The sequence below is a fragment of the Pseudomonas sp. NFACC08-1 genome, assembly GCF_900106735.1.
In the GTDB taxonomy this organism is placed as follows: domain Bacteria; phylum Pseudomonadota; class Gammaproteobacteria; order Pseudomonadales; family Pseudomonadaceae; genus Aquipseudomonas; species Aquipseudomonas fluorescens_Q.
The window spans coordinates 125438-150258 of record NZ_FNNL01000012.1 but is presented as its reverse complement, the minus strand read 5'-3'; the positions used below and the strand labels follow the sequence as shown (position 1 = coordinate 150258).

Sequence of the window (24821 nt, the reverse complement as noted above, 5' to 3'; positions counted from 1 at the left end):
TCCGGCGGTATGAAGCGTTTCTATTGGGTAGCCGTGCTGGCCGCTTCCGTGTGCAACAACGCCTGGGCCATGGGGCCTTTCGAGTTCTACGAGCGGGCCCTGCGCAATGACCCGGTCTACCTGGGCGCGATCAAGGAGCGCGATGCGGGCCTGGAAAATCGCGCCATTGGCCGCGCCGGGCTGCTGCCGCACCTGGGCTACAGCTACAACAAGGGTCGCAACCAGTCCAAGGTCACGTACCTCAACGATCGCGGCGCCAGCCAGCATGATGATCGCAACTACAGCAGCTACGGTTCCAGCCTGACGCTGCAACAACCGCTGCTGGACTACGAGGCGTACGCGGCCTATCGCAAGGGCGTGGCCCAGGCGTTGTTCGCTGATGAAAGTTTTCGTGGCAAGAGTCAGGAGTTGTTGGTGCGGGTGCTGAGTCATTACACCCAGGCGCTGTTCGCCCAGGACCAGATCGACATTGCCCAGGCCAAGAAAAAGGCGTTCGAGCAGCAATTTCGCCAGAACGAGCATCTGTTTCGCCAGGGCGAAGGTACGCGCACCGACATCCTTGAGGCGCAGGCGCGCTATGAATTGGCAATCGCCGAAGAGATCGAGGCGCGAGATGAGCAGGATGCCGCCTTGCGCGAGCTGGGCTCGCTGGTTGGCGTCCCGGCCCTGGATATCGGCGACCTGGCGCCGCTGCATGACACCTTCCAGACCTTTGCCTTGCAACCGGCCAGTTTCGACACATGGCACGCGCTGGCGGTGAGCAACAACCCCAGCCTGGCGTCCCAGCGACAAGCCGTCGACGTGGCGCGTTTCGAGGTGGAGCGCAACCGCGCCGGGCATCTGCCCAAGGTCAGCGCCTACGCGACGATGCGCCAGAACGAATCGGAAAGTGGCAATACCTACAACCAACGCTACGACACCAACACCATCGGCCTGGAAGTCAGCGTGCCGCTGTACGCCGGTGGCGGGGTCTCGGCGTCGACCCGCCAGGCCAGCCGCACTATGGAACAGGCCGAATACGAGCTGGAGGCCAAGACCCGCGAGACGCTGATCGAATTGCGTCGCCAGTTCAGCGCCTGTGTGTCCGGGGTGAACAAGCTGCGCGCTTATCAGAAGGCCCTGAGCTCCGCTGAAGCGCTGGTGGTCTCGACCCGGCAAAGCATCCTTGGCGGCGAGCGGGTCAATCTCGATGCACTCAATGCCGAGCAACAGCTCTACAGCACCCGCCGCGACCTGGCCCAGGCCCGTTACGACTACCTCATGGCCTGGACCAAGCTGCATTACTACGCCGGCACTCTCGGCCCGCAGGACCTGGCGAAGGTGGACGAGGCGTTTGTGTCCCGGGCGCCCATTCAATGACCTGTGGCGAGGGAGCTTGCTCCCGCTCGAGTGCGAAGCGCTCGCAAGCTTTTTTTGGGGCCGCTACGCAGCCCAGCGGGAGCAAGCTCCCTCGCCACAAAGACAAAAGCAAAGACAAAAGCAAAGACAAAGCAAGCCACTAGGCCAGGACAGGTTCCATCAGGCCGCGCAACTCCAGGATTCTTGCAACAACTAAGGATGGTTCGTGATGAAAATCGATAACAACAAACAGCCCGGACAGACAGGGCGCCTGCTCCTGCCCAAGGCCCTCAACCGCGCCGTGCTCTGTGCACTGGCGACCTTGGGCACGGCCCAGGCGGCGCCTTATGTCGAGAGCGGCAGGGCGGGTAATCCAGACAGTTGGCGCAGCAGTGAATTCAACGCCGAATGGGGGTTGGGGGCAATCAACGCGCAACAGGCCTACGCCGCCGGGTATACCGGCAAGGGCGTCAAGCTGGGGATCTTCGACCAGCCGGTCTACGCGGCGCACCCGGAGTTCTCCGGCACTGGCAAAGTCGTGACCTTGGTCACCAGTGGTATCCGCGAGTACACCGACCCCTACATCCCGGTGAAAGCCGGTGATCCGTTCCGCTACGACGGCTCGCCCACCGTTGGCTCCGATGGCAAGCTGGGTTCCCACGGCACCCATGTCGGCGGGATCGCTGCCGGCAGTCGCGATGGCAGCCCGATGCACGGCGTGGCGTACGATGCGCAGATCATCAGCGCCGACAACGGCGACCCGGGCCCCGAAGACGGCATCATCCTGGGCAACGATGGCGCAGTGTACAAGGCGGGTTGGGACGCGTTGATCGCCAGCGGCGCACGCATCATCAACAACAGCTGGGGCATTGGCATCACCGATCGCTTCGACCAGGGCGGCCGCGATCCGGCGTTCCCGCACTTCACCGTGCAGGACGCGCAACTGCAATTCGATCAGATCAAGCCGCTGCTGGGCACCAAGCCTGGCGGCGCCTACGAGGGCGCCATCGCCGCAGCCCGCAGCGGTATCGTCACGATTTTCGCCGCCGGCAACGACTACAACCTCAATAACCCTGATGCCATCGCGGGCCTGGCGTATTTTGTGCCGGACATCGCGCCGAACTGGCTCACCGTGGCGGCGCTGCAAGTCAATCCGGACACCGCCAGCGCCGATCCTTACACCATCAGCACCTTCTCGTCGCGCTGTGGCTACAGCGCCAGTTTCTGCGTGTCGGCCCCCGGCACCCGGGTCTACAGCGCCGTGATCGGCGGCACCAGTGCCGACGACCTGACTGTCGGCTACGCCAACAAGAGCGGCACCTCCATGGCCGCGCCCCATGTTGCCGGCAGTGTGGCGGTGTTGATGGAGCGTTTCCCCTACATGACCGGCGCCCAGGTCGCCGGCGTCCTGCGCACCACAGCCACCGACATGGGCGCGCCGGGCGTCGATTCGTTATACGGCTGGGGCATGATCAACCTGGGCAAGGCCATCGACGGTCCATCGATGCTGGTGACCGAGCAGGACATCCCCGCGGAGTTTCGTATCGATGGCGCCTATGGTTCCGGTCAGTTCGTGGTGGACCTGCCGGGCATCGGCGCGATCATCGATGCCGGCAAACCCACGGAACGGGTGTGCATCGGCATCCAATGTGGCCTGGACGTTTGGCGCAACGACATCGCCGGCCACGGCGGCCTGACCAAGGAGGGCATCGGCACCCTGGTACTCACCGGCGCAAACACCTACAGCGGGCCGACCCTGGTCAATCAAGGGCGACTGGCGATCAATGGCTCGCTGGCCTCGGCCGTTACGGTCAACGACGGCGGCATCCTCGGTGGCAACGGGCGCATCGCCAGCCTGACCGCCAACCGCGGCGCCAGCGTGGCGCCGGGCAACTCCATCGGCACCTTGCAGGTGGCCGGCGACGTGACCTTTCAACCCGGTTCGAACTACGCAGTGGAAGTCTCGCCCACCGCCAGCGACCTGATCGTGGCGGGCGGCAAGGCGTCCGTTGACGGAGCGACGGTGTCGTTGTCCCTGGAAAACAGCCCGACACTGCTGACGGCTGGCGAGGTGAAAAGCCTGTTGGGCAGGCAGTTCAATATCCTGCAGGCCGCCGATGGTATTGACGGGCGCTTCGCTGGCGTCTTGCCCAACTATGCGTTTCTGGGGGGCGACCTGGCGTACAGCACCAGTGGCATTCAACTGGCGGTCGAGCGTAACGACGCGTCATTTGCCAGCCTCGGCCTGACACCAAACCAGCGCTCCGTCGCCTCGGCCGCCGAACGACTGGGCGCGGGCAACGGACTCTACGAGGCCTTGCTGCTTTCGCCCAGCACCGCGGTGGCGCAACAGGCATTCCAGCAACTGTCCGGTGAAATCCATCCGGCCATTGGCACACTGTTGATCAACGACAGTCGTCAGTTGCGCGACGCCGTCGGTGATCGCCTGCGCCAGGACGCCCTGTACGACGCCGGTACGCCGACCGATGCCAGCAGCAATGCCTGGTTCAAGGTGCTGGGCGCTTGGGGCAAAAACGATGGTGGAAATGATCACGCCAGTACGACCAGTTCCATCGGCGGGCTGCTGGCCGGTGTCGACGGACTGATCAGCGACCAGACGCGACTGGGCTTCGTCACCGGCTACAGCGACAGTTCGTTGAGCATGGGTGAAGGCACCCATTCCTCGGCCAAGGCCGACAGCTATCACCTGGGGGCCTACCTGGGACATGAAATCGACGCGCTGCGCCTGACCGTTGGCGCTGCCCACAGTTGGCATCGCATCGACGTCAAGCGGGACCTGCAATGGGGCGACGTCAGTGGCCGGGAGAAAACCAAGCGCGATGCCCGGACCACCCAGCTCTTCACCGAAGCGGCGTATCGCCTCAACTTGCAACCGGTAGCCCTGGAGCCGTTTGCCAACCTGGCCTATGTGCACCTGGACAGCGACAGCTTCCATGAAAACGGCGACAACGCGGCCCTGCACGGGGATGCCGACCGCCGCGATGCCGTGCTCTCGACCCTGGGCGTACGGGCCAGCCATGCCCTGGCCCTGTCGGATCAACAGCAACTGCAACTGTCCGGCTCCCTTGGCTGGCAGCACAACCTGAGCCATACCACGTCCGAACAGGACCTGGCCTTCGCCGGCAGTAGCAACACCTTCGCGGTGCAGAGCGTGTCCATGGACCGCAACGCCGCCGTGATCGGTGCCCGTGCCGGGCTTGCGGTCGCCAAGGATGTGCGGGTCAACCTCGACTACAACGGCCTGATCGGCTCCCGGGATAAAACCCACGGCGTGGGCCTGACCCTGGATTGGCAGTTCTGACCAAGAAGAAGGGCTGGATATACCCCCGTGGCGAGGGAGCTTGCTCCCGCTCGGGTGCGTAGCAGCCGCCCCGGGGGAGCGCTTCGCACTCCAGCGGGAGCAAGCTCCCTCGCCACAACAGCTGTACCTCCCGGTTCCCGTATTCCAACAACAAAAGAGAGCAACAACCATGGGCATCTACGACTACAAGAACCTCGGCACTGCCGAATCCAAGGCACTGGTCAGCGACGCGATGGCGATCATGCTGTATTCCTACCATAACCTCGACAATGGCTTTGCCTCCGGTTACCAGCACAACGGCTTCGGTGCCGGCCTGCCGGCCACCCTGGTGACCGCACTGCTGGGGGGCACCGATTCCCAAGGGGTGATTCCCGGCGTGCCGTGGAACCCCGATTCGGAAAAACTGGCCCTGGAGGCGGTACAGAAGGCCGGCTGGACGCCCATCAGCGCCGCGCAACTGGGTTACGCCGGCAAGGTGGATGGCCGCGGGACGTTTTTCGGTGAAAAGGCCGGCTACACCACTGCGCAGGTAGAGATCCTCGGCAAATACGACAGCGCGGGACACCTGCAGGAAATCGGCGTGTCATTTCGCGGCACCAGCGGCCCTCGGGAAAATCTGATCGGCGATTCCATCGGTGACGCGGTCAACGACCTGATGGCCGCGCTGGGACCCAAGGACTATGCGAAAAACTACGTCGGCGAAGCCTTTGGCAACCTGCTGGGCGACGTCGCGAAATTTGCCCAGGCCCATGGCCTGACGGGCAACGACGTGCTGGTCAGCGGCCACAGCCTGGGTGGGCTGGCGGTCAACAGCCTGGCGGACTTGAGCACCAGCCAATGGTCGGGGTTCTACTCCAGTGCCAACTACATCGCCTACGCCTCGCCAACCCAGAGCAGTACCGACAAGGTCTTGAACATCGGTTACGAGAACGATCCGGTGTTTCGCGCCCTGGACGGCTCGACGTTCAACCTCGCCTCGGTGGGTGTGCACGATGGGCAACAGGAATCGGCCACCAACAACATCGTCAGCTTCAACGACCACTACGCTTCGGCGACGTGGAACGTGTTGCCGTTTTCCATTCTCAACATTCCCACCTGGATTTCCCACCTGCCTACCGGCTACGGCGATGGCATGGGCCGGATCATGGGGTCGGTGTTCTACGACCTCACCGAAAAAGACTCCACCATCATCGTCGCCAACCTGTCGGACCCCGCGCGGGCCAATACCTGGGTGCAGGACCTCAATCGCAACGCTGAACCCCATACCGGCAGCACGTTCATCATCGGCAGCGACAGCGACGACCTGATCCAGGGCGGCCAGGGTAACGACTACCTGGAAGGCCGCGCCGGCAATGACACTTTTCGTGATGGCGGTGGCTACAACGTGATCCTGGGCGGGCAGGGCAGCAATAACCTGCAACTGCAGCAGTCGGTGAAGGATTTCAGCGTCGCCCATGACGGGGCCGGAACCCTGTATGTCCGCGACGCCCATGGCGCGATCAGCATCACCCGCGACATCGGCACGCTGGTCAGCAAGGAGTCCGGATTGTTCTGGGGGCTGCTCAAGGATGAGGTGAGCCACAGCGTCACCGCCAATGGCCTGGTGGCCGGCGCCAACCTGACGGCATATGCCTCGTCGATCAAGGGCAGTGTGGCCAATGACACCCTGGTGGCGGGAGCGAAGGGCGACTGGCTGTTCGGCCAGGACGGCAACGATGTGCTGATAGGCGGCGCGGGTAACGACACCTTCGTCGGTGGTGCGGGCAATGACCAGATGCAAGCGGGGGCCGGCAGTGACACCTTCCTCTTCAACGGCGCTTTCGGCCAGGACCGGATCAGCGGCTACGACGCGGGGGACAAGCTGGTGTTCCTCGGCGTGCCGGGCGCCGGGGCTGGTCATGACTACAGCCAGTACCTGTCACAGGTGGGCAATGACACGCTGTTCAAGGTCGGCGACAGTTCCGTGACCCTGGTGGGCGTTGGTCTGGGTCAGGTGGGGGGCGAAGGGATCGTGTTCGCCTGATATCGCCTTTGCGAGCAAGCCCGCTCCCACAGGGATGGATGGTGAATACAGGATTCTGCGAGCACCGGAAAACAAGTGTGGGAGCGAGCTTGCTCGCGATGGCGGCATTCCAGGCAAGTCACTGGAATTCAGTCAGTCTTCCTTGCGAATGGTTGCCACATCATCGGCGCGGACCCGGACTTTCCTGCCGGAAATATCCTCGAACTCGTAGAAACCGTCAGCGGTGCGGGTATTGGGGGTGTCCTTGGTCAAATACTGGGTACCGTTCTGCAAGGTCACCACGGTTGGCGACGCGCAGCCAGCCAGAGCCAGAAATGCCACGGCGACCATGGGCAGGCCCAGAAACCTGATGTTCATAACCATAACCTCTCAATTAAAAGGACACGGAGCAACTGATTCGACCGCGCCATCACGTTAGTCAACCGCCATTGGTCTCGCTTGCCGTAGGAAAGTTCATCGCTGACTGAAGGATTTCACCTTAAATATAGGAGACCGTTCATCTTTTGCTGTTGCCTGGCCGGTTTACAGCTGTTATCTGTATGCATAACCAGTGCTTAATATCCTTGGCGTTCTTTCCGTGGCAGTCCGTTCCCTCGACGATCCGTTTTACTACCTGAACAACTTCCAGCAGGTGCTCGCTTGGTTGACGCAGCGTTATGCCGATGTGCTCAGCACCGACGAGCAGCGCTTCATCGAGCACTTCGCAGCGCTGCCGCGTGGCGCCCAGGGCTTGCTGGTGCGGATGGTGATGCGCAAGGGGCTACGGTTTCGCCATAGCAAGCTGCATTACCCGGAAATTGGCGACATTGGTGCCGCCGTCGCGCCACTGTTGGCGCTGGGTTGGGTCGAGGAACAGGCCCCCATCGGGCTCGTCGAGCTGTTCGAGGTGCTGCTCAAGCCGGAAATCCTCCTGTGCCTGGGCCACCTGATCGAACACCCCAAGGCGAAAAAGACCGAATGGCTCCACGCCTTGGACGAACGCGTCAACCAGCCCCAGCCGTTCGATGCCTGGTGCCCGCAGTTGGATGACCGGCTGTACAGCCTGACGATCATGAGTCTGTGTGACCGGCTGCGGTTGATGTTTTTCGGCAACCTTTACCAGGACTGGTCGGAATTCGTCCTGGCGGACCTGGGCATCTTCACCTACGAAACCGTCGAGTTCAGCGCCGAGTCACGGGGCTTGCGCAGCCGCGAGGACGTCGATGCCTGCCTGTTCTTGCACGACTGCCAGCAGCGCTTCGAAGCTGGCGAGCCCCTGGATGAGATCGTCGCCCAGGTCAACGAACTGTCCCTGGACAATCCGTGGCTGGAGCGGCGCCGGGGCAAGTTGTTGTTCCAGATTGGCCAGCACGGCGAGCGCATCGGCGACTTCGCCTTGGCCTTGGGCATCTATCGCGATTGCACCTACCCGGGCGCGCGGTTGCGGATGGTCCGGGTACTGGAGCGCATCGGCGAATACGGCTTGGCCCTTGAACTCGGCGAGGTGGCGATGCAGGCACCGCAAAGTGCCGCCGAAACCCAGGCCTTGCTGCGGATCGTGCCCCGTCTTCGGCGCAAGTTGGGCGGCCCGCCGGTGCCACGGGGCCCGGTCCGGGAAGTGGAGCGCCTGGAGCTGCAACTGCCTCGCGTCGATCCGACCTTGTCGGTGGAGTACCACGTCCAGGCCCACCTGCACGACGACACCGCGCCAGTGCATTACGTCGAGAACAGCCTGATCAATTCGCTGTTCGGCCTGCTGTGCTGGCCGGCGATCTTCGCGCCGTTGCCGGGTGCATTTTTCCACCCGTTCCAGCGGGGGCCGGTGGACCTGCTCAACGAAGATTTTCATGCCCGTCGCGCCGAGCTGTTCGCAGCTTGCCTGGCAGAGCTGGACGATGGCCGCTATCGGCAGACCATCAGCCGTCGCTATGCCGAAAAGTGGGGCGTGCAGTCGCCTTTCGTATTCTGGGGCGCGCTGTCCGAGCCCTTGCTGGAGCAAGCCCTCGATTGCTTGCCGGCCGCGCATCTCAAGCACTGGTTTGACCGTTTGCTGCTGGACATCAAGGCCAACCGCGCCGGCATGCCGGATCTGATCCAGTTCTGGCCGCAGCACAAGACCTACCGCATGATCGAAGTCAAAGGCCCTGGCGATCGGCTGCAAGACAACCAACTGCGTTGGCTGGAGTTCTGCCATGAGCACCAGATGCCCGTTGCCGTTTGTTATGTGCAATGGGCAGAGTCGGCTATCGTGAGCGAGCTTGCTCGCGATGGGGCCGCATGACCCCGGCATCCAGCTACAGCATCGCCGTGCGGGCGTTGTGTGAGTTCACCGCCAAGGTGGGTGATCTTGACCTGCGCTTCACGCCGTCGCCCACGGCCTTGGAAGGCATCGCTGGCCATCGCACCGTGGCGGCGCGGCGCAGCGATGGCTACCTGGCTGAGGTGGCCCTTGAAGGTCTCTACCAGACACTGAAAGTCAAAGGCCGGGCCGACGGCTACGACCCGACCCGCAACTGCCTCGAAGAAGTGAAGACTTACCGGGGCGACCTGAGCAAGCAACCGGCCAATCACCGCCAACTGCATTGGGCCCAGGCGAAAATCTACGGCTGGCTGATGTGCCAGAAACTACAGTTGCCGCATATCGACGTCGCCTTGGTGTATTTCGACATCGTCAGCGAAAAGGAAACCTGCTTTACGCAAAGCTTCGAGGCGGCGCAACTCCAGGCGTTTTTTGAAGCACAGTGCGCGCTATTCCTCGCCTGGGCCGAACAGGAAATGGCCCACCGTCAGGCCCGCAATCTCGGCGCACACACATTGGCTTTTCCTCACGCCAGCTTCAGGCCAGGACAGCGGCACTTGGCTGAGTCGGTGTTCAAGGCGGTCAGTACCGGCCGTTGCCTGATGGCCCAGGCGCCCACCGGCATCGGCAAGACCGTCGGCACGCTGTTCCCGATGCTCAAGGCCCTGGCGCCGCAGCGGTTGGATAAAGTGTTCTTTCTCACCGCCAAAACCCCGGGACGCAAGCTGGCGTTGGACGCCGCTCAAGTAATCACCCGCAGCGCGCCGTCGATGCCGTTGCGCGTGCTGGAAATGATCGCCCGGGACAAGGCTTGCGAACACCTGGACAAAGCCTGCCATGGCGAATCCTGCCCGCTGGCCCGTGGTTTCTACGACCGCTTGCCGGGCGCCCGGGCAGCGGCGAGCCAGGTCACGTTGCTCGACCAGGCGGCGTTGCGCGAGATTGCGCTGGCCCATGAGGTCTGCCCGTATTACCTCAGCCAGGAAATGGCCCGCTGGGCCGACGTAGTGGTGGCCGACTACAACTATTACTTCGACTTCAGCGCGTTGCTCTTCGGCCTGGCCCAGGCCAACGGCTGGACTGTCGCGACCTTGGTGGATGAAGCCCATAACCTGGTGGAGCGCGGGCGGCAGATGTACAGCGCGACCCTCGACCAGGCCACGCTGACCAGCGTGCGCAAAACCGCCCCTGAACCGCTGAAGAAATCCCTTGATAGGGTCAATCGCCAGTGGAACGCCTTGCATGCGCCCCAGGTGGCGGCCTATCGGGCCTATGAAAAGTTGCCGGACAAATTGCTCCAGGCCCTGGCTACCTGCACTACGGCTATTGGCGATTATCTAAACGATCATCCCCAAGGCCTGGACAGCGGATTGCAGGCGTTCTACTTCGACGCGTTGCAGTTTGGCCGGGTGGCGGAAACCTTCGACGAGCACTTTCTGTTTGACATCCACAAGCGCGAACTCGGCCGCCAGCGCAGCCTATCTACGCTGTGCCTGCGCAACGTGGTGCCGGCCGCATTCCTGCGACCCAGGCTGACGGCGGCCCGCAGCACGGTGCTGTTTTCCGCGACCCTGGGCCCCCGGCATTACTACGCAGACTTGTTGGGGACGCCGGGCGACACGGTATGGATCGACGTGGAATCGCCGTTCAAGGCCGAACAACTGGACGTACAGGTCGTCAGCCGCATTTCCACCCGTTTTGCCCATCGCCAGGCGTCCCTGGAGCCCATTGCCGCGTTGATGGCCCGCCAGTTCAACGAGCGCCCAGGCAACTACCTGGCTTTTTTCAGCAGCTTCGATTACTTGCAGCAAGTGGCTGGGCTGTTTGCCGAGCGGTACCCGCAAATTGCGCTCTGGACGCAATCGCGCGGCATGGGCGAAGCCCCCCGGCAGGCGTTTCTCGAACGGTTCATGGAGCACAGCCAAGGCATTGGCTTTGCGGTGCTGGGCGGCGCGTTCGGCGAGGGCATCGATTTGCCGGGTTCACGCCTGATCGGCGCATTCATCGCCACCTTGGGGCTGGCGCAGTTCAACCCGGTCAATGAGCAGATGAAACAACGCATGGCCGCAATCTTCGGCGATGGCTACGACTACACGTACCTGTACCCTGGCCTGCAAAAAGTCGTGCAGGCGGCCGGTCGCGTTATCCGCACCCAGCAGGATCGCGGGGTGGTGATGCTGATCGATGACCGGTTTGGCGAGGCGAGGGTGCAGCACTTGTTGCCGCGCTGGTGGTCAGTTACCCAAGAGGCCCACAAATCCCCTTGTGGGAGCGAGCTTGCTCGCGATGGCAGACTGTCAGCCAGTATTGATGCAAACTGACCCACCGCTATCGCGAGCGAGCTCGCTCCCACAGGTTGGAAGGCTTGAGGATTTTTCCTGGCGCCTGACTTGCTCCATACTTCGCGAAAAAAGAATCCACACGGATGCCCCGGCCAGATGCTTGAGAACGCCCCCAAGTCCCCACTCATGAACGAGGAGCAGCGCTTTCGCCTGCTCATCGACGCGGTGGTCGACTACGCCATCTACATGACCGACCCATCGGGCCTCATCACCAGTTGGAACTCCGGCGCCAGGCGCTTCAAGGGCTACGAGGAATCCGAGATCCTGGGCCAGCATTTCTCCCGTTTCTACACCGATCAGGATCGCGCCGCCGGCCTGCCGCAACGGGCGCTGGACACGGCCGTGCAGGAGGGGCGCTTTGAAGGCGAGGGTTGGCGGGTGCGCAAGGACGGCACGTTGTTCTGGTCCCATGTGGTGATCGATCCGATCATCGACAGCCAGAGCGGCACCTTGCTTGGTTTCGCCAAGATCACCCGCGACCTGACCGATCGTAAAATGGCCGAGGAAACCCTCAAGCAAAGCGAGCAGCAGTTCCGCCTGCTGGTGCAAAGCGTCACCGATTACGCCATCTACATGCTCGACCCGCAAGGCCAGGTCACCAACTGGAACCTGGGGGCGCAGCGGATCAAGGGTTATCTTCCGGCCGAGGCTATCGGCCGGCATTTCTCGATGTTCTACACCCCCGAGGATCGCGATAGCGGCGAACCACAACGGGCGTTGAGCATCGCCGCCAGCGAAGGGCGCTTCGAGAAAAAAGGCTGGCGCATGCGCAAGGATGGCACGCGCTTCATGGCCCACGTGGTCATCGATGCGATCCGCAGCGACACCGGCACGCTGTTGGGATTTGCCAAGATCACCCGTGACATTACCGATGCCACCCAGGCCCAGCAGGCCCTTGAGCAAGCCCGCGAGGCGCTGTTCCAATCCCAGAAACTGCAAGCCATCGGTCAGCTCACCGGCGGTATTGCCCATGATTTCAATAACCTGTTGACGGTCATCCTTGGCAACCTGGAAATCGTACGCAAGCGCATGGCCAACGAACCGAAACTCACTCAATTGCTGGACAACGCGACCCAGGGCGCGCTGCGCGGGGTTTCGTTGACCCAGCGCATGCTGGCGTTTGCCCGCCGGCAAAAACTGACCTACGAATCGGTCGAGCTGGCGGCCCTGGTGCAGGGTATCAGCGGCCTGCTGCAAAGCTCCCTGGGCCCATCGATACACATCCAGACCCGCTTCGCCGAGGCGCTGTCGCCGGTGCTGGCCGATGTCAACCAACTGGAACTGGCGATTCTCAATCTGGCGACCAACGCCCGGGACGCCATGCCCCATGGTGGCAAGCTCATGATTAGCGCCGATGAGCGGCAAGGGTGTGATGCGGCCCACGACAAGCCGATGGCCCCCGGGCGCTACATTTGCCTGGCGATTACCGATGAAGGCGAGGGCATGGATGAAGCCACGCTGGCCTCGGCCGTGGACCCATTTTTCACCACCAAGGGGGTTGGCAAAGGTACGGGCCTGGGGTTGTCCATGGTGCATGGCCTGGCGGAACAGCTCGGGGGGCGTCTGACGCTCAGGAGCGAGAAAGGTGTCGGTACCACCGCGCAGTTGTGGTTGCCGGTGGCAAACAACCCGGCACCGGGCAAAGCGTCGATCCAGGAAACAACGCAGCCAGTCGATGAGTTGAAAGTGCTGGTAGTCGATGATGACAGCCTGGTGCTGACCAGCACGCGCCTGTTGATCGAAGACCTCGGGCACCGGGTCCTTTGCGCGCCATCGGGCGCCCAGGCACTGGAGCTGTATGAGCGCAACCCGGACATCGACCTGGTCATCACCGACATGGCCATGCCGCAGATGGACGGTGCGCAGTTGGCGAAACTGTTGCGTGACCGCCAACCGGACCTGCCCATCATCCTGGCCACCGGTTATGCCGAACGCCTGGAAGGTTTCGCCACCCAATTGCCTCGGTTGATCAAGCCGTTCAAGCAGATTGACCTGGTGCAGATCATTGGGCAGACGATGAAATAGTCAGCCTCCTGTGGCGAGGGAGCTTGCTCCCGCTGGGTCGCGAAGCGGCCCCCATGTGGCGAGCGCTTCGCACTCGAGCGGGAGCAAGCTCCCTCGCCACACAAGAGCAGGCGCTTATTCAGTGTTCTTCTTGAACCCCCGCAAATTCATCGCACACAGGCAAAACTGCAACACGATCAACGCATACGCGTGGGTATGAAGGCCCCAGATCACCCACAGAATATTGCTTGCAATAAAACAACTGAATCCCGCCATCCGGCGTCGCGGTTGGCGTGAGCCGATCAACCAGGCGGCCAGCACCGTGACGAGCATCGCTGGCCATTGCACCCATCCAAGATAGTCCACACAAGCGTCCTCTTGCCCTTACGAACTAGAGACCCTGGCGGTTGGAGAGCGTTTCCCCGGATGTTGGATGCACCTGCGGTCCATTGGCTTGAACTTGCCGTGCGTCAGGTTCTTCTAATGAATCCGAATCATCAGAGAGGCTCGTCCTTCGCAATGCCCAGAATACTCACCGGGCCAACCCCGGAAGAAGAACTGACGGAACACAACGCCACACTGTTCGGTTCACCCAAGGAACGACTGGATTTCTATCGCCGGGAAATCCAGTACGAAACCAGTATCCTGGCCAACCGAACCGATGCTTACCTGGCCGCCCAATCTTTCCTGGTGATCGCCTTTGCTTCGTGCATGGCCAACCTGAACCCGGAGTGGGGCAAGTTGTTCACGCTGATCGTGCCGCCATTTCTGGCCTTGCTGGGATTCTTGAGCTCGCTCAATGCCTGGCCGGGCATCAAGGCGGCCTACGAAATCATCGATCATTGGCATTTCAAACAGAGCGAGTTATTGCGCGCCGAACCCTTGATGGGCCTGGCCTACGACGAGTCACCGCTGTTCAACGAGCGGGAGTCGACGCACAAAGGCTACCGCAAGTCGCTGCTGTTCTCGGTGCGTACGCCATGGATCTTCGCCACCTTCTGGGTATTGCTGGGGGTGTATTCGGTCTATATCCAGATGGGCGATCCTGGCGGTTGAGCCGCGCGATCTTGAGGACGAACATCATTGTGGCGAGGGAGCTTGCTCCCGCTGGGCTGCGAAGCGGCCCCAAGCTTTGCGGTTGCTGCGCAACCGAGCGGGAGCAAGCTCCCTCGCCACAACAGCGTTCATCTCCTGCCGCAGTTACTCACCTCGGATGCTTGCGGCGCTCATACCATGCCAGGGTCGGTTGGGTCGTGACGCCATGAACCAGAATGCTCAACGCCACCACCGACAGGGTGAGGTTGATGCACAGCTGCGCCACCTCCGGCTGCAGGTCATTGTTCAAGGCGAAAAACAAATAAAACAGGCTGCCGATACCGCGGATGCCGAACCAACCGATCAGCAGCCGTTGCGGTCCGTCGAGCAATCGCCCCCAGGGTAACGCCAGCACACTCAACGGGCGGATGACGGCAAACAGCAGGGCACCGATCGCCAAGGCCCGCCAGTCCCAATGGTTGGCCAGCACGACCCCAAGCAGGGTGACCAGAAACACTTCCATCGATCGCTCCACCAGGCTGCCGAATGCGAGCATGTCGCTCATCATGACCCCTGCGGCCAATTGACCATCGTCCAGCGACTCGGTATCACCCAGGACAGCCTGTTGGGGATCGACGGTTTCGTGGCCCACCACCGGTTGCACCAGGTGTTCTGCCGGCGGCGCCGCTTCATCGGTGGATTTGACCTCAGCCTGGCGCAGCCCCAGGCCGGCGGCAAACACTGAGAGAAAACCATAGCCCTGGATCCACTCGGCCACGACGTAAGCCAGGGCAATCAGTGCCAGGGCCAGGTAGTCATTGGGCGACAGCGTGCTGTCGGCATTCCGGATGCGCATCGACAAGGTCAGCTTGCCAATGCCGCGGCCCATCCAGTAGCCGACCAGCAAACCGGCCGGCACCGCCCAGAGGACGTTACGCAGCAGCCATTCACCGAGAAAACCGCTGCCGTCTTCACGCAGCATCAACAGGCCGAGGATCACAAAAGGAAATGCCGTCCCGTCGTTCAGTCCCGCTTCGCCCGACAGGCCGAAACGTACCCGGTCGTCATCCCGCGCGTCATTGACCTGCACCAGCGCCGCCAGCACCGGGTCGGTAGGTGCCAACATCGCGCCGATCAGCATCGACACGCCCCAACCCAGGCCCAACAGATAATGCAATGCCAGGCACAGGCCGGCGATGCACAGGATCATCACCGGCCCGGCCAGCCCATAGGCGACACGCCAGGTACCGTTCTTGAGGGGCAAACGCAACTTGAGGCCGCTGACGAACAATGAAAACACCACCGCGACCTCCGTGAGGTGTTCCATCCAGACCGCCGAGTCGCTGATGTCCAGCTTCAGCACGTCCAATCCCATCGGCCCGATGGCAACGCCCAGTACCAGGCACATCGCCGAGGTGGTGACCGGCATCCAGCGCAGATAGGAGGAGGTCAAGGCCAGGGTCAGCAACACCGCACCGAGCACCGCTACCCATACCGTGAAAGTCATCGTTGCTCCTTGGATAGCGCTTGGTACAGCCGGCGAGTGAACCCCGTGGCGAGGGAGCTTGCTCCCGCTCGGCTGCGAAGCAGTCGTAAAAACCTTTTGACCGCGCCCCCTTGCATGGGCCGCTTCGCGTCCAGCGGGAGCAAGCTCCCTCGCCCCAACAGCGCCGTTGCCACATTCAACAGCTGGGGTGGTTCTCAGTATTCGAGGGTTGGAGCGAAACGAGGGTTCCCCTCGTGAACGGACATCCCGTTTATCCGCCTGCCCTTCAACCCAACGGAATTTTTCGTCGTTGCCGGTGCTCTGCAACAGAAGAGACGTGCTGATTCAGCGTCCGCCGAAACCCGAGAGGCCCTTATGACTGCGCTGACACCCCTCCAATCCCAGCCGGGAACCGTGCACCCTGTTACGCCTGACGGGCACGTGCGCCAATGCTATGAACGACTGTTCCAGGGCCCCGACGACGCTGACAAGCAAGCCGTCGCCCAGGCGTTCCTCCGGGAATGCATCGCAAAGGCCGCGGCGCTTCCCCAGGAGATGCCCGATGACCCCATGGCGCTGCTGGCCTGGGTCGAGCAGCACAGCGCCGGTGTGGCCCGGCAATACGCTGACTACCTGGAACGGCGCAAAAATGGCGGCGCGCGGGAGTTCTTCAGCAGCAAGGCCCACGCCTTGTACTTCCTGCAGGCTGTGGCGCCGACCAAACGGGTGGACGGCGCCTGGCTGTATGGCGTGGTCAAGCACTGGCATGACCACCGTTTCGAAGGGTTGCTGTGCACCTACCTGGAAGAACTGGGGGACGGTCATCCCGCGCAAAACCATGTGGTGCTCTATCGAAAATTGCTCGCCGAACACGATCTGTCGGATGCCCCGGACATCGACGACGACTTTTATCTGCAAGGCGCCGTGCAACTGGCCTTGGGGTACGCCGGCGACGAATACCTGCCAGAAGTCATCGGCTACAACTTGGGCTATGAGCAATTGCCCCTGCATCTGCTGATCAGCGCCTATGAGCTGACCGAGCTGGACATCGATCCGTACTATTTCACCCTTCATGTCACCATCGACAACGCCAGCACCGGCCACGCCCATAAGGCCGTACAAGGGCTGCTGCAGCTGATGCCGATGGAAGCCGACCGGAAAGCCTTCTGGCACCGGGTCACGTTGGGCTATCGCCTCAACGACCTGGGGCAGGGCAGCCGGGACATCATCGGCGCGTTCGACCTGACCCGCGAAGTGCTGGACATGCTTGAACGCAAACGCCCGTTCGGCCAGCACATGCATTCCGATTACTGCAAGTTCGAAGGCAAGACCGTCAACCAGTGGCTTTCGGCGCCAGGCCAGTTGGAAGGATTCTTGGCGGCAATGCAGAACAAAGGCTGGATCAAACGCCATGAAGATCCGCAGAACAGCCGCTTCTGGACGCTCGTCAACGGGGCCGGAGCGGCCATGTTCGGGGTGTTCAGCCCCTACGAAAAACAGCTGCTGCGCGATTGGATAGCCGGTGACTGGCTGGACGAGGGTACAAGATCCGGCGTCCGGCGCGCTCCGGTTGCTGCTTGCGAGCCAACGACGCCGATGGACGATCCCGATGTACAAAGCTTGCAACAGGCACTGCAAGGGCGGACGCCCAACGAGCAGATGCAGGTACTGATGCCCTGGCTCTGTGCCCGGCGTCATAGCCATCCGGCCGGCCTGTTGGCGACTCGTCGGTTCATCGAACTCAAGTCCGCACTTCGTTAGGGAGCCCTGCATGAATGAAGAACGCCTGTCCGAGCGGGACCTTGCGCTGTTGCAACTGGGCCGGCGCCTGCAAGCCGACGGCTACCGTTTCATTACCCCAACGCCGTTGACCCACGAGCGAGTCAACCAGCGACCCGGCAATGAACGCTCCAAGACCTTGCGGGACGTGTTCGGTTGGTCGCGGCCATTTGCGCCGGGACTGATCAGTGCCGATGAACAGCGGCAACTGCAAGAGGCCCAAGTGCTGGAAGAGCGCGACGGCCTGCTGCGCAGCCGGGTGCGTTGGTCGAGCCTGGATGGCTTGCTGTTCGCTCATTCGCCGTTCCCCACCCAGGCCACCGATGCGGTGTTTTTCGGCCCTGACAGCTACCGTTTCGCCCAACTGATCCATACTCATCTGCAGCAGAACTTCACGGCGGTACATCGCGCCGTGGACATCGGTTGTGGCGCCGGCGTCGGTGCGATCGTGATTGCCCGCGCCCGGCGTGAAGCGCAAGTAATGGCGGTGGACATCAACCCGCAAGCCTTGCGCCTGAGCGCCGTGAACGCCGCGCTGGCCGAGGTGGGCAATGTCGAGGTCGCTCGCAGCGACGTGCTGCAGGACGTGCCAGGCAACTTCGACCTGATCGTCGCCAACCCGCCGTACATGGCTGATCCATCCGAGCGCGCCTATCGCCATGGCGGCGGCGCCCTGGGCGCCGGGTTGTCGTTGCGTATCGTCGAACAAGCCTTGCCCCGGCTGACACCGGGCGGCTCGCTGGTGCTCTACACCGGTGTGGCGATGGTGGATGGGCGCGACCCGTTCCTGGAAGCGCTGGGCCAATGGCGTGACTCGGCGGATTTCGGCTGGACCTACAAGGAATTGGACCCGGACGTGTTTGGTGAGGAATTGCTGACGCCGGGTTATCAGGACGTGGAAAGGATCGCCGTGGTGGCGTTGGTTGTAACCCGCATTGGCGCAGGTATCGGCGGGGTTATCGGAGGGATTATCGATGAACAGGCGCATGAAATTCGGCATTGAAGAGGAGTATTTCATCACCGATCTGCAAACCCGTTGCATGCCAGGCGAGCCACCCGCACAAGCGATCGCAGCTTGCCAGGCCGAGCTGGGCAAGCATTTCGCCCATGAAATGTTCCTGTGCCAGGTCGAGATGGCATCGCCCATCTTTCGCAGCCTGTCAGAGGCGGCCGATTACCTGAGCCAGGTGCGTACGGGCTTGAACCAGCGGTTGGCACCCTATGGCCTGGGTCTGCTCAGCGCCGGTTCACATCCGATGACGACCCAAGTACTGCAGCCGACCGACGAGCTGCATTTCCAGCAACTGTTCGATGATTACCAACGGGTGGCGAGGCGCAGCGTGCTGTCGGGCCTGCATATCCATGTGGAAGTTCCGGCCATTCAGGATCGAGTGCGGGTCATGAATGAGATCCTGCCCTGGTTGCCGATGTTCCTGGCCCTGAGCGCTTCATCACCGTTCTGGAACGGTGGCTATAGTGGCTTCAGCAGCTATCGACAAGTGGCCTGCGATGAATGGCCACGCATGGGCGTGCCGGAGTTTTTCGAAGATGAGTCGGCGTTCGCCAGCTACGTCGACATGCTCATGCGTACCGGGTCCATTCGCCAACCCAGCGATTGCTGGTGGGTGATACGGCCTTCCTCACGTTACCCCACGCTGGAACTGCGCATTTGTGATGCCTGTCCTCGGGTCGACGACGTCCTGTGCCTCGCCTCGCTGTTTCGCCTGATGGTGGCCCATGCCGTGGCGCAGCGCCGGCCTGGCGCCAACTACAGCCAGATGTCCCAGTGGGTCCTCAAGGAAAATCGCTGGCGGGCCAAACGTCATGGGATTCTCGCGGAGTTCATCGTCGAGGGGCAGGAGCAGCCGATGCTGATCGGTGAATGGTTGACCCTGGCCGAGCAAACCTTCGGTGAGACCGCAGCAGAGCTGGGTGTCCAGGACGTATTCGGGCAAGTGCGCCGCATGGTGCAGGAAGGCACCAGCGCCGACCGGCAAATCGTCCTTTTCGAACAGGGGCTGTTGCTGGGCGATTCCGTCGAACAGGCCCTGGGCCGCGTGGTCGATCAATTGCTCGCGGAAACCGTCGGGCTGCCGGTCGCCGATCCGGCGTTGCAACAGGTGGCTGGTGGTCCATGAGCAGCAAGACCCTGGATGACTACAACCGCATGCGGGATTTCGCCGCCACTCCGGAGCCGGCGGCGAAGCGCTCGCGCAAATCGGCGAAGACTGCCCACGCCTTGCAGTTTTGTATTCAAAAACACGACGCCTCGCGGCTGCATTACGACTTTCGGCTGGAACTGGACGGTGCACTCAAGAGCTGGGCGGTGCCCAAAGGCCCCTCCCTGGACCCGAAAGCCAAGCGCCTGGCGGTGCATGTCGAAGACCATCCGCTGGATTACGCCACGTTCGAAGGCAACATCCCCGAGGGCCATTATGGCGCCGGTGACGTGATCGTCTGGGACCGGGGCGTCTGGATTCCCCAGGGCGATCCCCACGAGGCCTATGAAAAAGGCCGGCTCAAGTTCGAGCTGCAAGGGGAAAAGCTCAGCGGCCTGTGGAACCTGGTGCGCACCCACATGCCCGGCAAGCAGGAGCAGTGGTTCCTGATCAAGCACCAGGACCAGGCCGCCCGCCCCGAAAGCGAATACGACGTGGTCCAGGCCGAGCCGGACAGCGTGCTCAGCGATCGCACCCTCGTGCCCAAGCGTCGAGGCAAGGCTGGCGCCAAAGCGGTGAAACAACCGGAAAAAGCCGCGCAGCCGAAATCGCCGAAGCGCACCTCGAAAACCTCCCTCAGCGGTGCGGTCGCCGGGCCGCTGCCGGACACCCTCAAGCCGGAACTGGCGACCCTGGTGGAAAGCGCGCCCGACGGCGAGTGGCTCTATGAAATCAAGTTCGACGGTTACCGGGTCATGGCGCGGATCGAAAACGGTGACGTCAGGCTGCTCACCCGCAACGGTCATGACTGGACCCACAAATTGCCAAGACAGGCCGAGGCCTTGGCCGCACTGGGCTTGGAATCGGCCTGGCTCGACGGCGAGATGGTGGTTGCCAACGACCAAGGCGTGCCGGACTTCCAGGCCTTGCAGAATGCCTTCGAGGGCGGCAGCAGCGGCAAGATCGCCTATTACCTGTTCGACATGCCTTACCTCAACGGCATGGATTTGCGCAAAGTGCCGGTGCAAGAGCGCCGGGCCGCCTTGGCGGCCGTGCTGGAGCCCAACGAAAGCCCTTTGCTGCGGTTTTCCGATGCCTTTGAAGAAACCCCTGAAGCGCTGCTCAATAGCGCCTGCCAGATGCAGATGGAGGGGCTGATCGGCAAGCGCGTCGGCAGCACCTATGTGTCCCGGCGCAGCAACGACTGGATCAAGCTCAAGTGCAAGAATCGCCAGGAGTTCGTGGTGGTGGGCTTCAGCGAGCCCAAGGGCGCTCGCAGCGCCTTTGGTGCCTTGCTGCTGGGGCTGCATGATGCCGACAGCGGCCAGTTGCGCTACGCCGGTAAGGTCGGCACCGGGTTCAACGAAACCACCCTCAAAAGCATCTACCAGCAATTGCTGCCCCTGGAGACGAAAAAGGCCGCCGTGGTGAACCCGCCCACCGGCTACGAAGCCAAGGGCGTGCATTGGCTGGAACCGAAGCTGCTGGCCGAAGTGGCCTTTGCCGAAATGACCAAGGAAGGCTCGGTGCGCCATGCGGTTTTCCATGGCTTGCGCGACGACAAACCGGCCAAGGACATTACCCAGGAGCTGGCCAAGCCCGTGAAAAAAAACGCAACGGCAAAAAAAACCAAAGCCAAGGATGAGCCTGGCGCGACACCGGCCAGGACCAAGAGCAAGGCCAAGGCATCGGCCTTGGACGGCAAGGTCCGCATCACCCATCCGGAGCGGGTCATTGACGCCAGCAGCGGCACCACCAAGCTGCAACTGGCCGAGTACTACGCCAGCGTGGCCGAATTCATCCTGCCGGAACTGGAAGACCGCCCGGTCGCCTTGGTCCGGGCGCCGGATGGCATCGCCGGTGAGCTGTTCTTCCAGAAGAACCCCGAGCGCCTGGCGATTCCCGGTATCACCAGCCTGGACAAGGAACTGACCGGGCAGCCGGTGATGATCATCAACAACGCCGAGGCGCTGATCGGTGCGGTGCAGATGAGCACCGTGGAACTGCACACTTGGAATGCCACGTCTGTCGATCTGGACAAGCCCGACCGCTTCGTCCTCGACCTTGACCCGGACCCGGCGCTGCCCTGGAAAAGCATGGTCGAGGCGACGCAGCTCACCTTGTCGGTGCTCGATGAACTAGGCCTCAAGGCGTTCCTCAAGACCAGCGGCGGCAAGGGCATTCATGTGGTGGTGCCGCTGACGCGCAAACTGGGTTGGGACGAGGTCAAGGGGTTCAGTCATGCGATTGTCAGTCACATGGCCAAGCTGCTGCCAGACCGTTTTTCGGCGGTGTCCGGGCCGAAGAATCGGGTAGGGCGGATATTCATCGATTACCTGCGCAACGGGTTGGGTGCCACCACCATTTGCGCTTATGCCGCCCGGACTCGGGAAGGGTTGCCGGTGTCGGTGCCGATCTTTCGCGAGGAGGTGGCCGAGCTCAAGGGGGCGAATTTGTGGAACGTGCACAATGTTCATGAGCGTCTGGCGGAAGTTGGGCATGAGCCTTGGGCTGGGCTCAAGCGAACTCGGCAGAGTATTACGGCTGAGATGCGCAGGCGTATCGGTATGAAGAAAGTTTAACCGGATCACCTCAAGCCGCTGTCATCGGCATTGTGCACCCCGAAAACGCATTCAGCCCACCGGGACACGCAAATATTCCGGCTGCAGGAAGTTGAACCAGAGCAGGATCATTTCCACCAGGATCGTCACCAGGACCAGCAGCCCCACGCCCCAGACACTTGCCGAATACAGCAGGCCCTGTTCCTTCTTGAGGCCCATGAACTTGGGCAGCCCGACGAACAGCAGGAATGTCGAGTAGGCCGATGCCAGCAACAGCACCGCCACGGCCAGCCAGCGGCTCGGGTAAAGCCCGAAGATTCCGGCCAGGAAGTACGGCGTTGCGGTATAGGCGGCGAAGCCGATGCATTGGTTGACCGTCGGGCGCGCTTCGAAAGTGCGGGACATCCAGCGGATGAACAGCCCCATCAACGTGACGCCGACGACGATGGTCACGTACAGCAGCACGCACAATTGAAGCGCGCTGGCACTGCTGAGTCGTACCGTTTCGTTTTCGGCCAGGCTCCATCCGGTCCAAGTGGTGCCGATGAACAGGCATACCGCGGGGATCAGCGCGAGCAGCAGCAAATGAGCCAGGTAATGGCGTGGATGCGCCTGTTCTTGCTCGCGTATGTCGGCCCAGGCGAATTCGGGCTGCGTGAACAGTTTGACGAAAGGTGCGGACATGACGACCTCCTGATCAGGACGGCCTCTGCATGAGGCCCTTATGGCGTTTGAGGTACAGAAAAAGGCTCGGGTTTCATTTATTTGCTGGTCCTGGCCGACGGGGCGATAAAGGGAATGAAACACAACGGTAGAGGTCAACCCATCAGCATCCCCGAAGGACCGTCTGCCATGACTGTTGCCCAAATCCTGGTTGATTATTTGCGCGATCATGACCTGCGCCTGACCACAGCCGAATCCTGCACCGCCGGACAGATCGTCACATTGCTGGCCGAGGTGCCCGGCAGTGGTTCACTGATCGAAAGCGGTTATGTGGTGTACTCCCCTGAGGCCAAGCAGCGCTTGCTCGGTGTCAGCCCGCGCACCATCGAGACCTTCAATCTCACCAGCCGTGAAGTCGCCGAGGAAATGGCCCTCGGCGCCTTGCACGATGCCAATGCCAATGCGGCGGTGGCCACCACCGGTCTGCTCGGGCCAGACGACAAGGACGGAATACCCGCCGGCACCGTCTGCTTTGCCTGGGCGTTCGATGTGGACGGTCAGCGAGCACTGTTCAGCCGTTGCGTGCGCTTCTTCGGCAGTCGCGGTCAGGTGCAATTGTGGGCCGCCGAATACGTGCTGCAACAACTGCCCGGCTTTCACCAGCGCGCCATGGCCGGCGAGCGGCGATAGGAGGGCGGGCCATGAGCGATCCATACGAGCAGGACGACCACCGGAGCCGCCAGTTTCCGGTATGCGAAGACATGGCGTTCCAGCACAAGGTCTGGCGTTTCGAGCGAGTTGGCTGGTACGTGTTGGTGCTGTTGGTGATCCTGGCCTTGCTGGGGCTGTTCTCCCGTGGCCCGCTGAGCAACCGGGAGCTGTACAGCGACGACCGCAGCCTTGGCGTCGAGTATCAGGCCTTCCACCGCAACGGCTCCAGCAACGTCCTGGTCATCCGTCTCAAGGGCCAGCCCAACGCCGTGTTGGAAGTCGAGTTGGGTGGCGATTGGCTGGAAGGTTTCGAGGTGCAAGCGTTGCAACCTGCACCGCTGCGCTCGGCGGGCGCGGGGCAGGGCATGACCCTCTGGGTACAGGCCGATGAACGAGGGCAGGCCAGCCTGCACCTGTCATTGCTCGGCGACGGTTTCGGGACCTATCACAGCCGCATCGCAACCCCTGGCGGTGCCTCGGTGAGTTTCAATCAGTTCATTTTTCCTTAGGTGACCTATGGATTCGGTGCTGCGAGCGGCCGTGATGTACGCGGCGTTGATGGTGTTGTTCAAGATCGCCGGGCGACGTTCGCTGGCAGAAATCACCACCTTTGATTTCGTGTTGTTGATGATCATCGGCGAGGCCACTCAACAGGCGCTGTTGGGGGATGATTTCTCGATGACCAACGCGCTGATGGTGATCGTGACGCTGATTGCCATCGATGTCGGCTTCTCATTGCTCAAACTGCGCTCTCAATGGGTTTCGCGCCTGATCGACGGTGGCCCGACCATCATCGTCGAGGACGGACGAATTCTGCATGGGCGGATGCGTCATGCGCGGTTGGTGGAGGCGGACATCATGGAGGCAGCACGCTCCAGCCAGGGCATCGAGGCCCTGGAACAGATCAAGTTTGCGATCATCGAGCGCAATGGGAAGATTTCGGTGATTGCCAAGGAGTAACCCCGAGTGCTGGCGAACTTCATTGTGGCGAGGGGATTTATCCCCGTTGGGCTGCGAAGCAGCCCCAATAGGCCAACACTCGGGATCAGCCTGATATACCAGGTGAGCTTTTTAGGGCTGCTTCAGCCTAGCGGGGATAAATCCCCTCGCCACAAAAGCA

18 protein-coding genes are annotated in these 24821 nt (G+C 62.0%); 14 read left to right on the top strand and 4 right to left on the bottom strand.

The window, feature by feature from the left end; all coding sequences use genetic code 11:
- Positions 1-9: 9 nt before the first annotated feature.
- The 3 genes from BLU76_RS22780 to BLU76_RS22770 all read left to right on the top strand — a co-directional run bounded on the left by BLU76_RS22780 (position 10) and on the right by BLU76_RS22770 (position 6683).
- Positions 10-1359, top strand: coding sequence for a TolC family outer membrane protein (locus BLU76_RS22780; RefSeq protein ID WP_092224592.1), 1350 nt, complete (start codon positions 10-12; stop codon positions 1357-1359).
- 208 nt (positions 1360-1567) lie between these two features.
- The gene (locus BLU76_RS22775; protein WP_092224590.1) at positions 1568-4660 is read left to right on the top strand and encodes an autotransporter serine protease; all 3093 of its coding nucleotides are present in this window, start codon (positions 1568-1570) and stop codon (positions 4658-4660) included.
- A gap of 169 nt (positions 4661-4829) precedes the next feature.
- Positions 4830-6683, top strand: coding sequence for a polyurethane esterase (locus BLU76_RS22770; protein WP_092143604.1), 1854 nt, complete (start codon positions 4830-4832; stop codon positions 6681-6683).
- Between the two features lie 132 nt (positions 6684-6815).
- Here the strand turns inward: BLU76_RS22770 and BLU76_RS22765 are convergent, their stop codons facing one another.
- A complete protein-coding gene (locus BLU76_RS22765; protein ID WP_003201785.1) occupies positions 6816-7040 on the bottom strand; it encodes a YgdI/YgdR family lipoprotein in 225 nt (74 codons plus the stop codon).
- A gap of 220 nt (positions 7041-7260) precedes the next feature.
- Between BLU76_RS22765 and BLU76_RS22760 the strand changes: the two genes are divergently transcribed.
- The 3 genes from BLU76_RS22760 (at position 7261) to BLU76_RS22750 (ending at position 13328) form a co-directional block, all read left to right on the top strand.
- Positions 7261-8943, top strand: a complete 1683-nt coding sequence (locus tag BLU76_RS22760) for a VRR-NUC domain-containing protein (protein WP_092143601.1) — start codon at positions 7261-7263, stop codon at positions 8941-8943.
- The gene (locus BLU76_RS22755; protein ID WP_092143598.1) at positions 8940-11282 is read left to right on the top strand and encodes an ATP-dependent DNA helicase; all 2343 of its coding nucleotides are present in this window, start codon (positions 8940-8942) and stop codon (positions 11280-11282) included. The genes BLU76_RS22760 and BLU76_RS22755 overlap by 4 nt, the downstream gene beginning before the upstream one ends.
- A 117-nt stretch (positions 11283-11399) precedes the next feature.
- Entirely contained in the window at positions 11400-13328 is a 1929-nt protein-coding gene (locus BLU76_RS22750) for a hybrid sensor histidine kinase/response regulator (protein ID WP_092143595.1), read from the top strand.
- Between the two features lie 114 nt (positions 13329-13442).
- Here BLU76_RS22750 and BLU76_RS22745 read toward each other — a convergent pair whose 3' ends face one another.
- Positions 13443-13673, bottom strand: a complete 231-nt coding sequence (locus tag BLU76_RS22745) for a hypothetical protein (protein WP_063321299.1) — start codon at positions 13671-13673, stop codon at positions 13443-13445.
- Positions 13674-13826: 153 nt separating this feature from the next.
- On the opposite strand from BLU76_RS22745, the gene BLU76_RS22740 reads away from it, so the two are divergent.
- Positions 13827-14363, top strand: a complete 537-nt coding sequence (locus tag BLU76_RS22740) for a hypothetical protein (protein ID WP_092224588.1) — start codon at positions 13827-13829, stop codon at positions 14361-14363.
- 148 nt (positions 14364-14511) lie between these two features.
- Here the strand turns inward: BLU76_RS22740 and BLU76_RS22735 are convergent, their stop codons facing one another.
- Positions 14512-15849, bottom strand: a complete 1338-nt coding sequence (locus tag BLU76_RS22735) for a cation:proton antiporter (RefSeq protein WP_092224586.1) — start codon at positions 15847-15849, stop codon at positions 14512-14514.
- 354 nt (positions 15850-16203) lie between these two features.
- Between BLU76_RS22735 and BLU76_RS22730 the strand changes: the two genes are divergently transcribed.
- The 4 genes from BLU76_RS22730 to ligD are packed head-to-tail and all read left to right on the top strand — an operon-like array spanning position 16204 to position 22348.
- Positions 16204-17589: an iron-containing redox enzyme family protein gene (locus tag BLU76_RS22730; protein WP_092224584.1), complete on the top strand. Its 1386-nt coding sequence runs from the start codon at positions 16204-16206 to the stop codon at positions 17587-17589.
- A gap of 10 nt (positions 17590-17599) precedes the next feature.
- Positions 17600-18610 carry a methyltransferase gene (locus tag BLU76_RS22725; protein ID WP_092224582.1) on the top strand — a complete coding sequence of 337 codons (1011 nt, stop codon included), beginning with the start codon at positions 17600-17602 and terminating at the stop codon, positions 18608-18610.
- A complete protein-coding gene (locus tag BLU76_RS22720; protein WP_092143583.1) occupies positions 18582-19745 on the top strand; it encodes a carboxylate-amine ligase in 1164 nt (387 codons plus the stop codon). The genes BLU76_RS22725 and BLU76_RS22720 overlap by 29 nt, the downstream gene beginning before the upstream one ends.
- Positions 19742-22348, top strand: a complete 2607-nt coding sequence (gene ligD, locus BLU76_RS22715; protein WP_092224580.1) for a DNA ligase D — start codon at positions 19742-19744, stop codon at positions 22346-22348. Before BLU76_RS22720 ends, ligD begins: the two co-directional genes overlap by 4 nt.
- A 51-nt stretch (positions 22349-22399) precedes the next feature.
- Here ligD and BLU76_RS22710 read toward each other — a convergent pair whose 3' ends face one another.
- Positions 22400-23011, bottom strand: coding sequence for a Yip1 family protein (locus tag BLU76_RS22710; RefSeq protein WP_092224578.1), 612 nt, complete (start codon positions 23009-23011; stop codon positions 22400-22402).
- A 168-nt stretch (positions 23012-23179) separates the two neighbouring features.
- Here BLU76_RS22710 and BLU76_RS22705 point away from each other — a divergent pair, with 168 nt between their 5' ends.
- From BLU76_RS22705 to BLU76_RS22695, 3 genes are read left to right on the top strand one after another with little or no spacing between them, the layout of a single operon-like run.
- On the top strand, positions 23180-23680 hold the full coding sequence (locus BLU76_RS22705; protein WP_092224576.1) for a CinA family protein: 501 nt from the start codon (positions 23180-23182) through the stop codon (positions 23678-23680).
- An 11-nt stretch (positions 23681-23691) separates the two neighbouring features.
- Positions 23692-24210 carry a hypothetical protein gene (locus BLU76_RS22700; protein WP_092224574.1) on the top strand — a complete coding sequence of 173 codons (519 nt, stop codon included), beginning with the start codon at positions 23692-23694 and terminating at the stop codon, positions 24208-24210.
- 7 nt (positions 24211-24217) lie between these two features.
- Positions 24218-24661 carry a DUF421 domain-containing protein gene (locus BLU76_RS22695; protein ID WP_092224573.1) on the top strand — a complete coding sequence of 148 codons (444 nt, stop codon included), beginning with the start codon at positions 24218-24220 and terminating at the stop codon, positions 24659-24661.
- Positions 24662-24821: the final 160 nt, after the last annotated feature.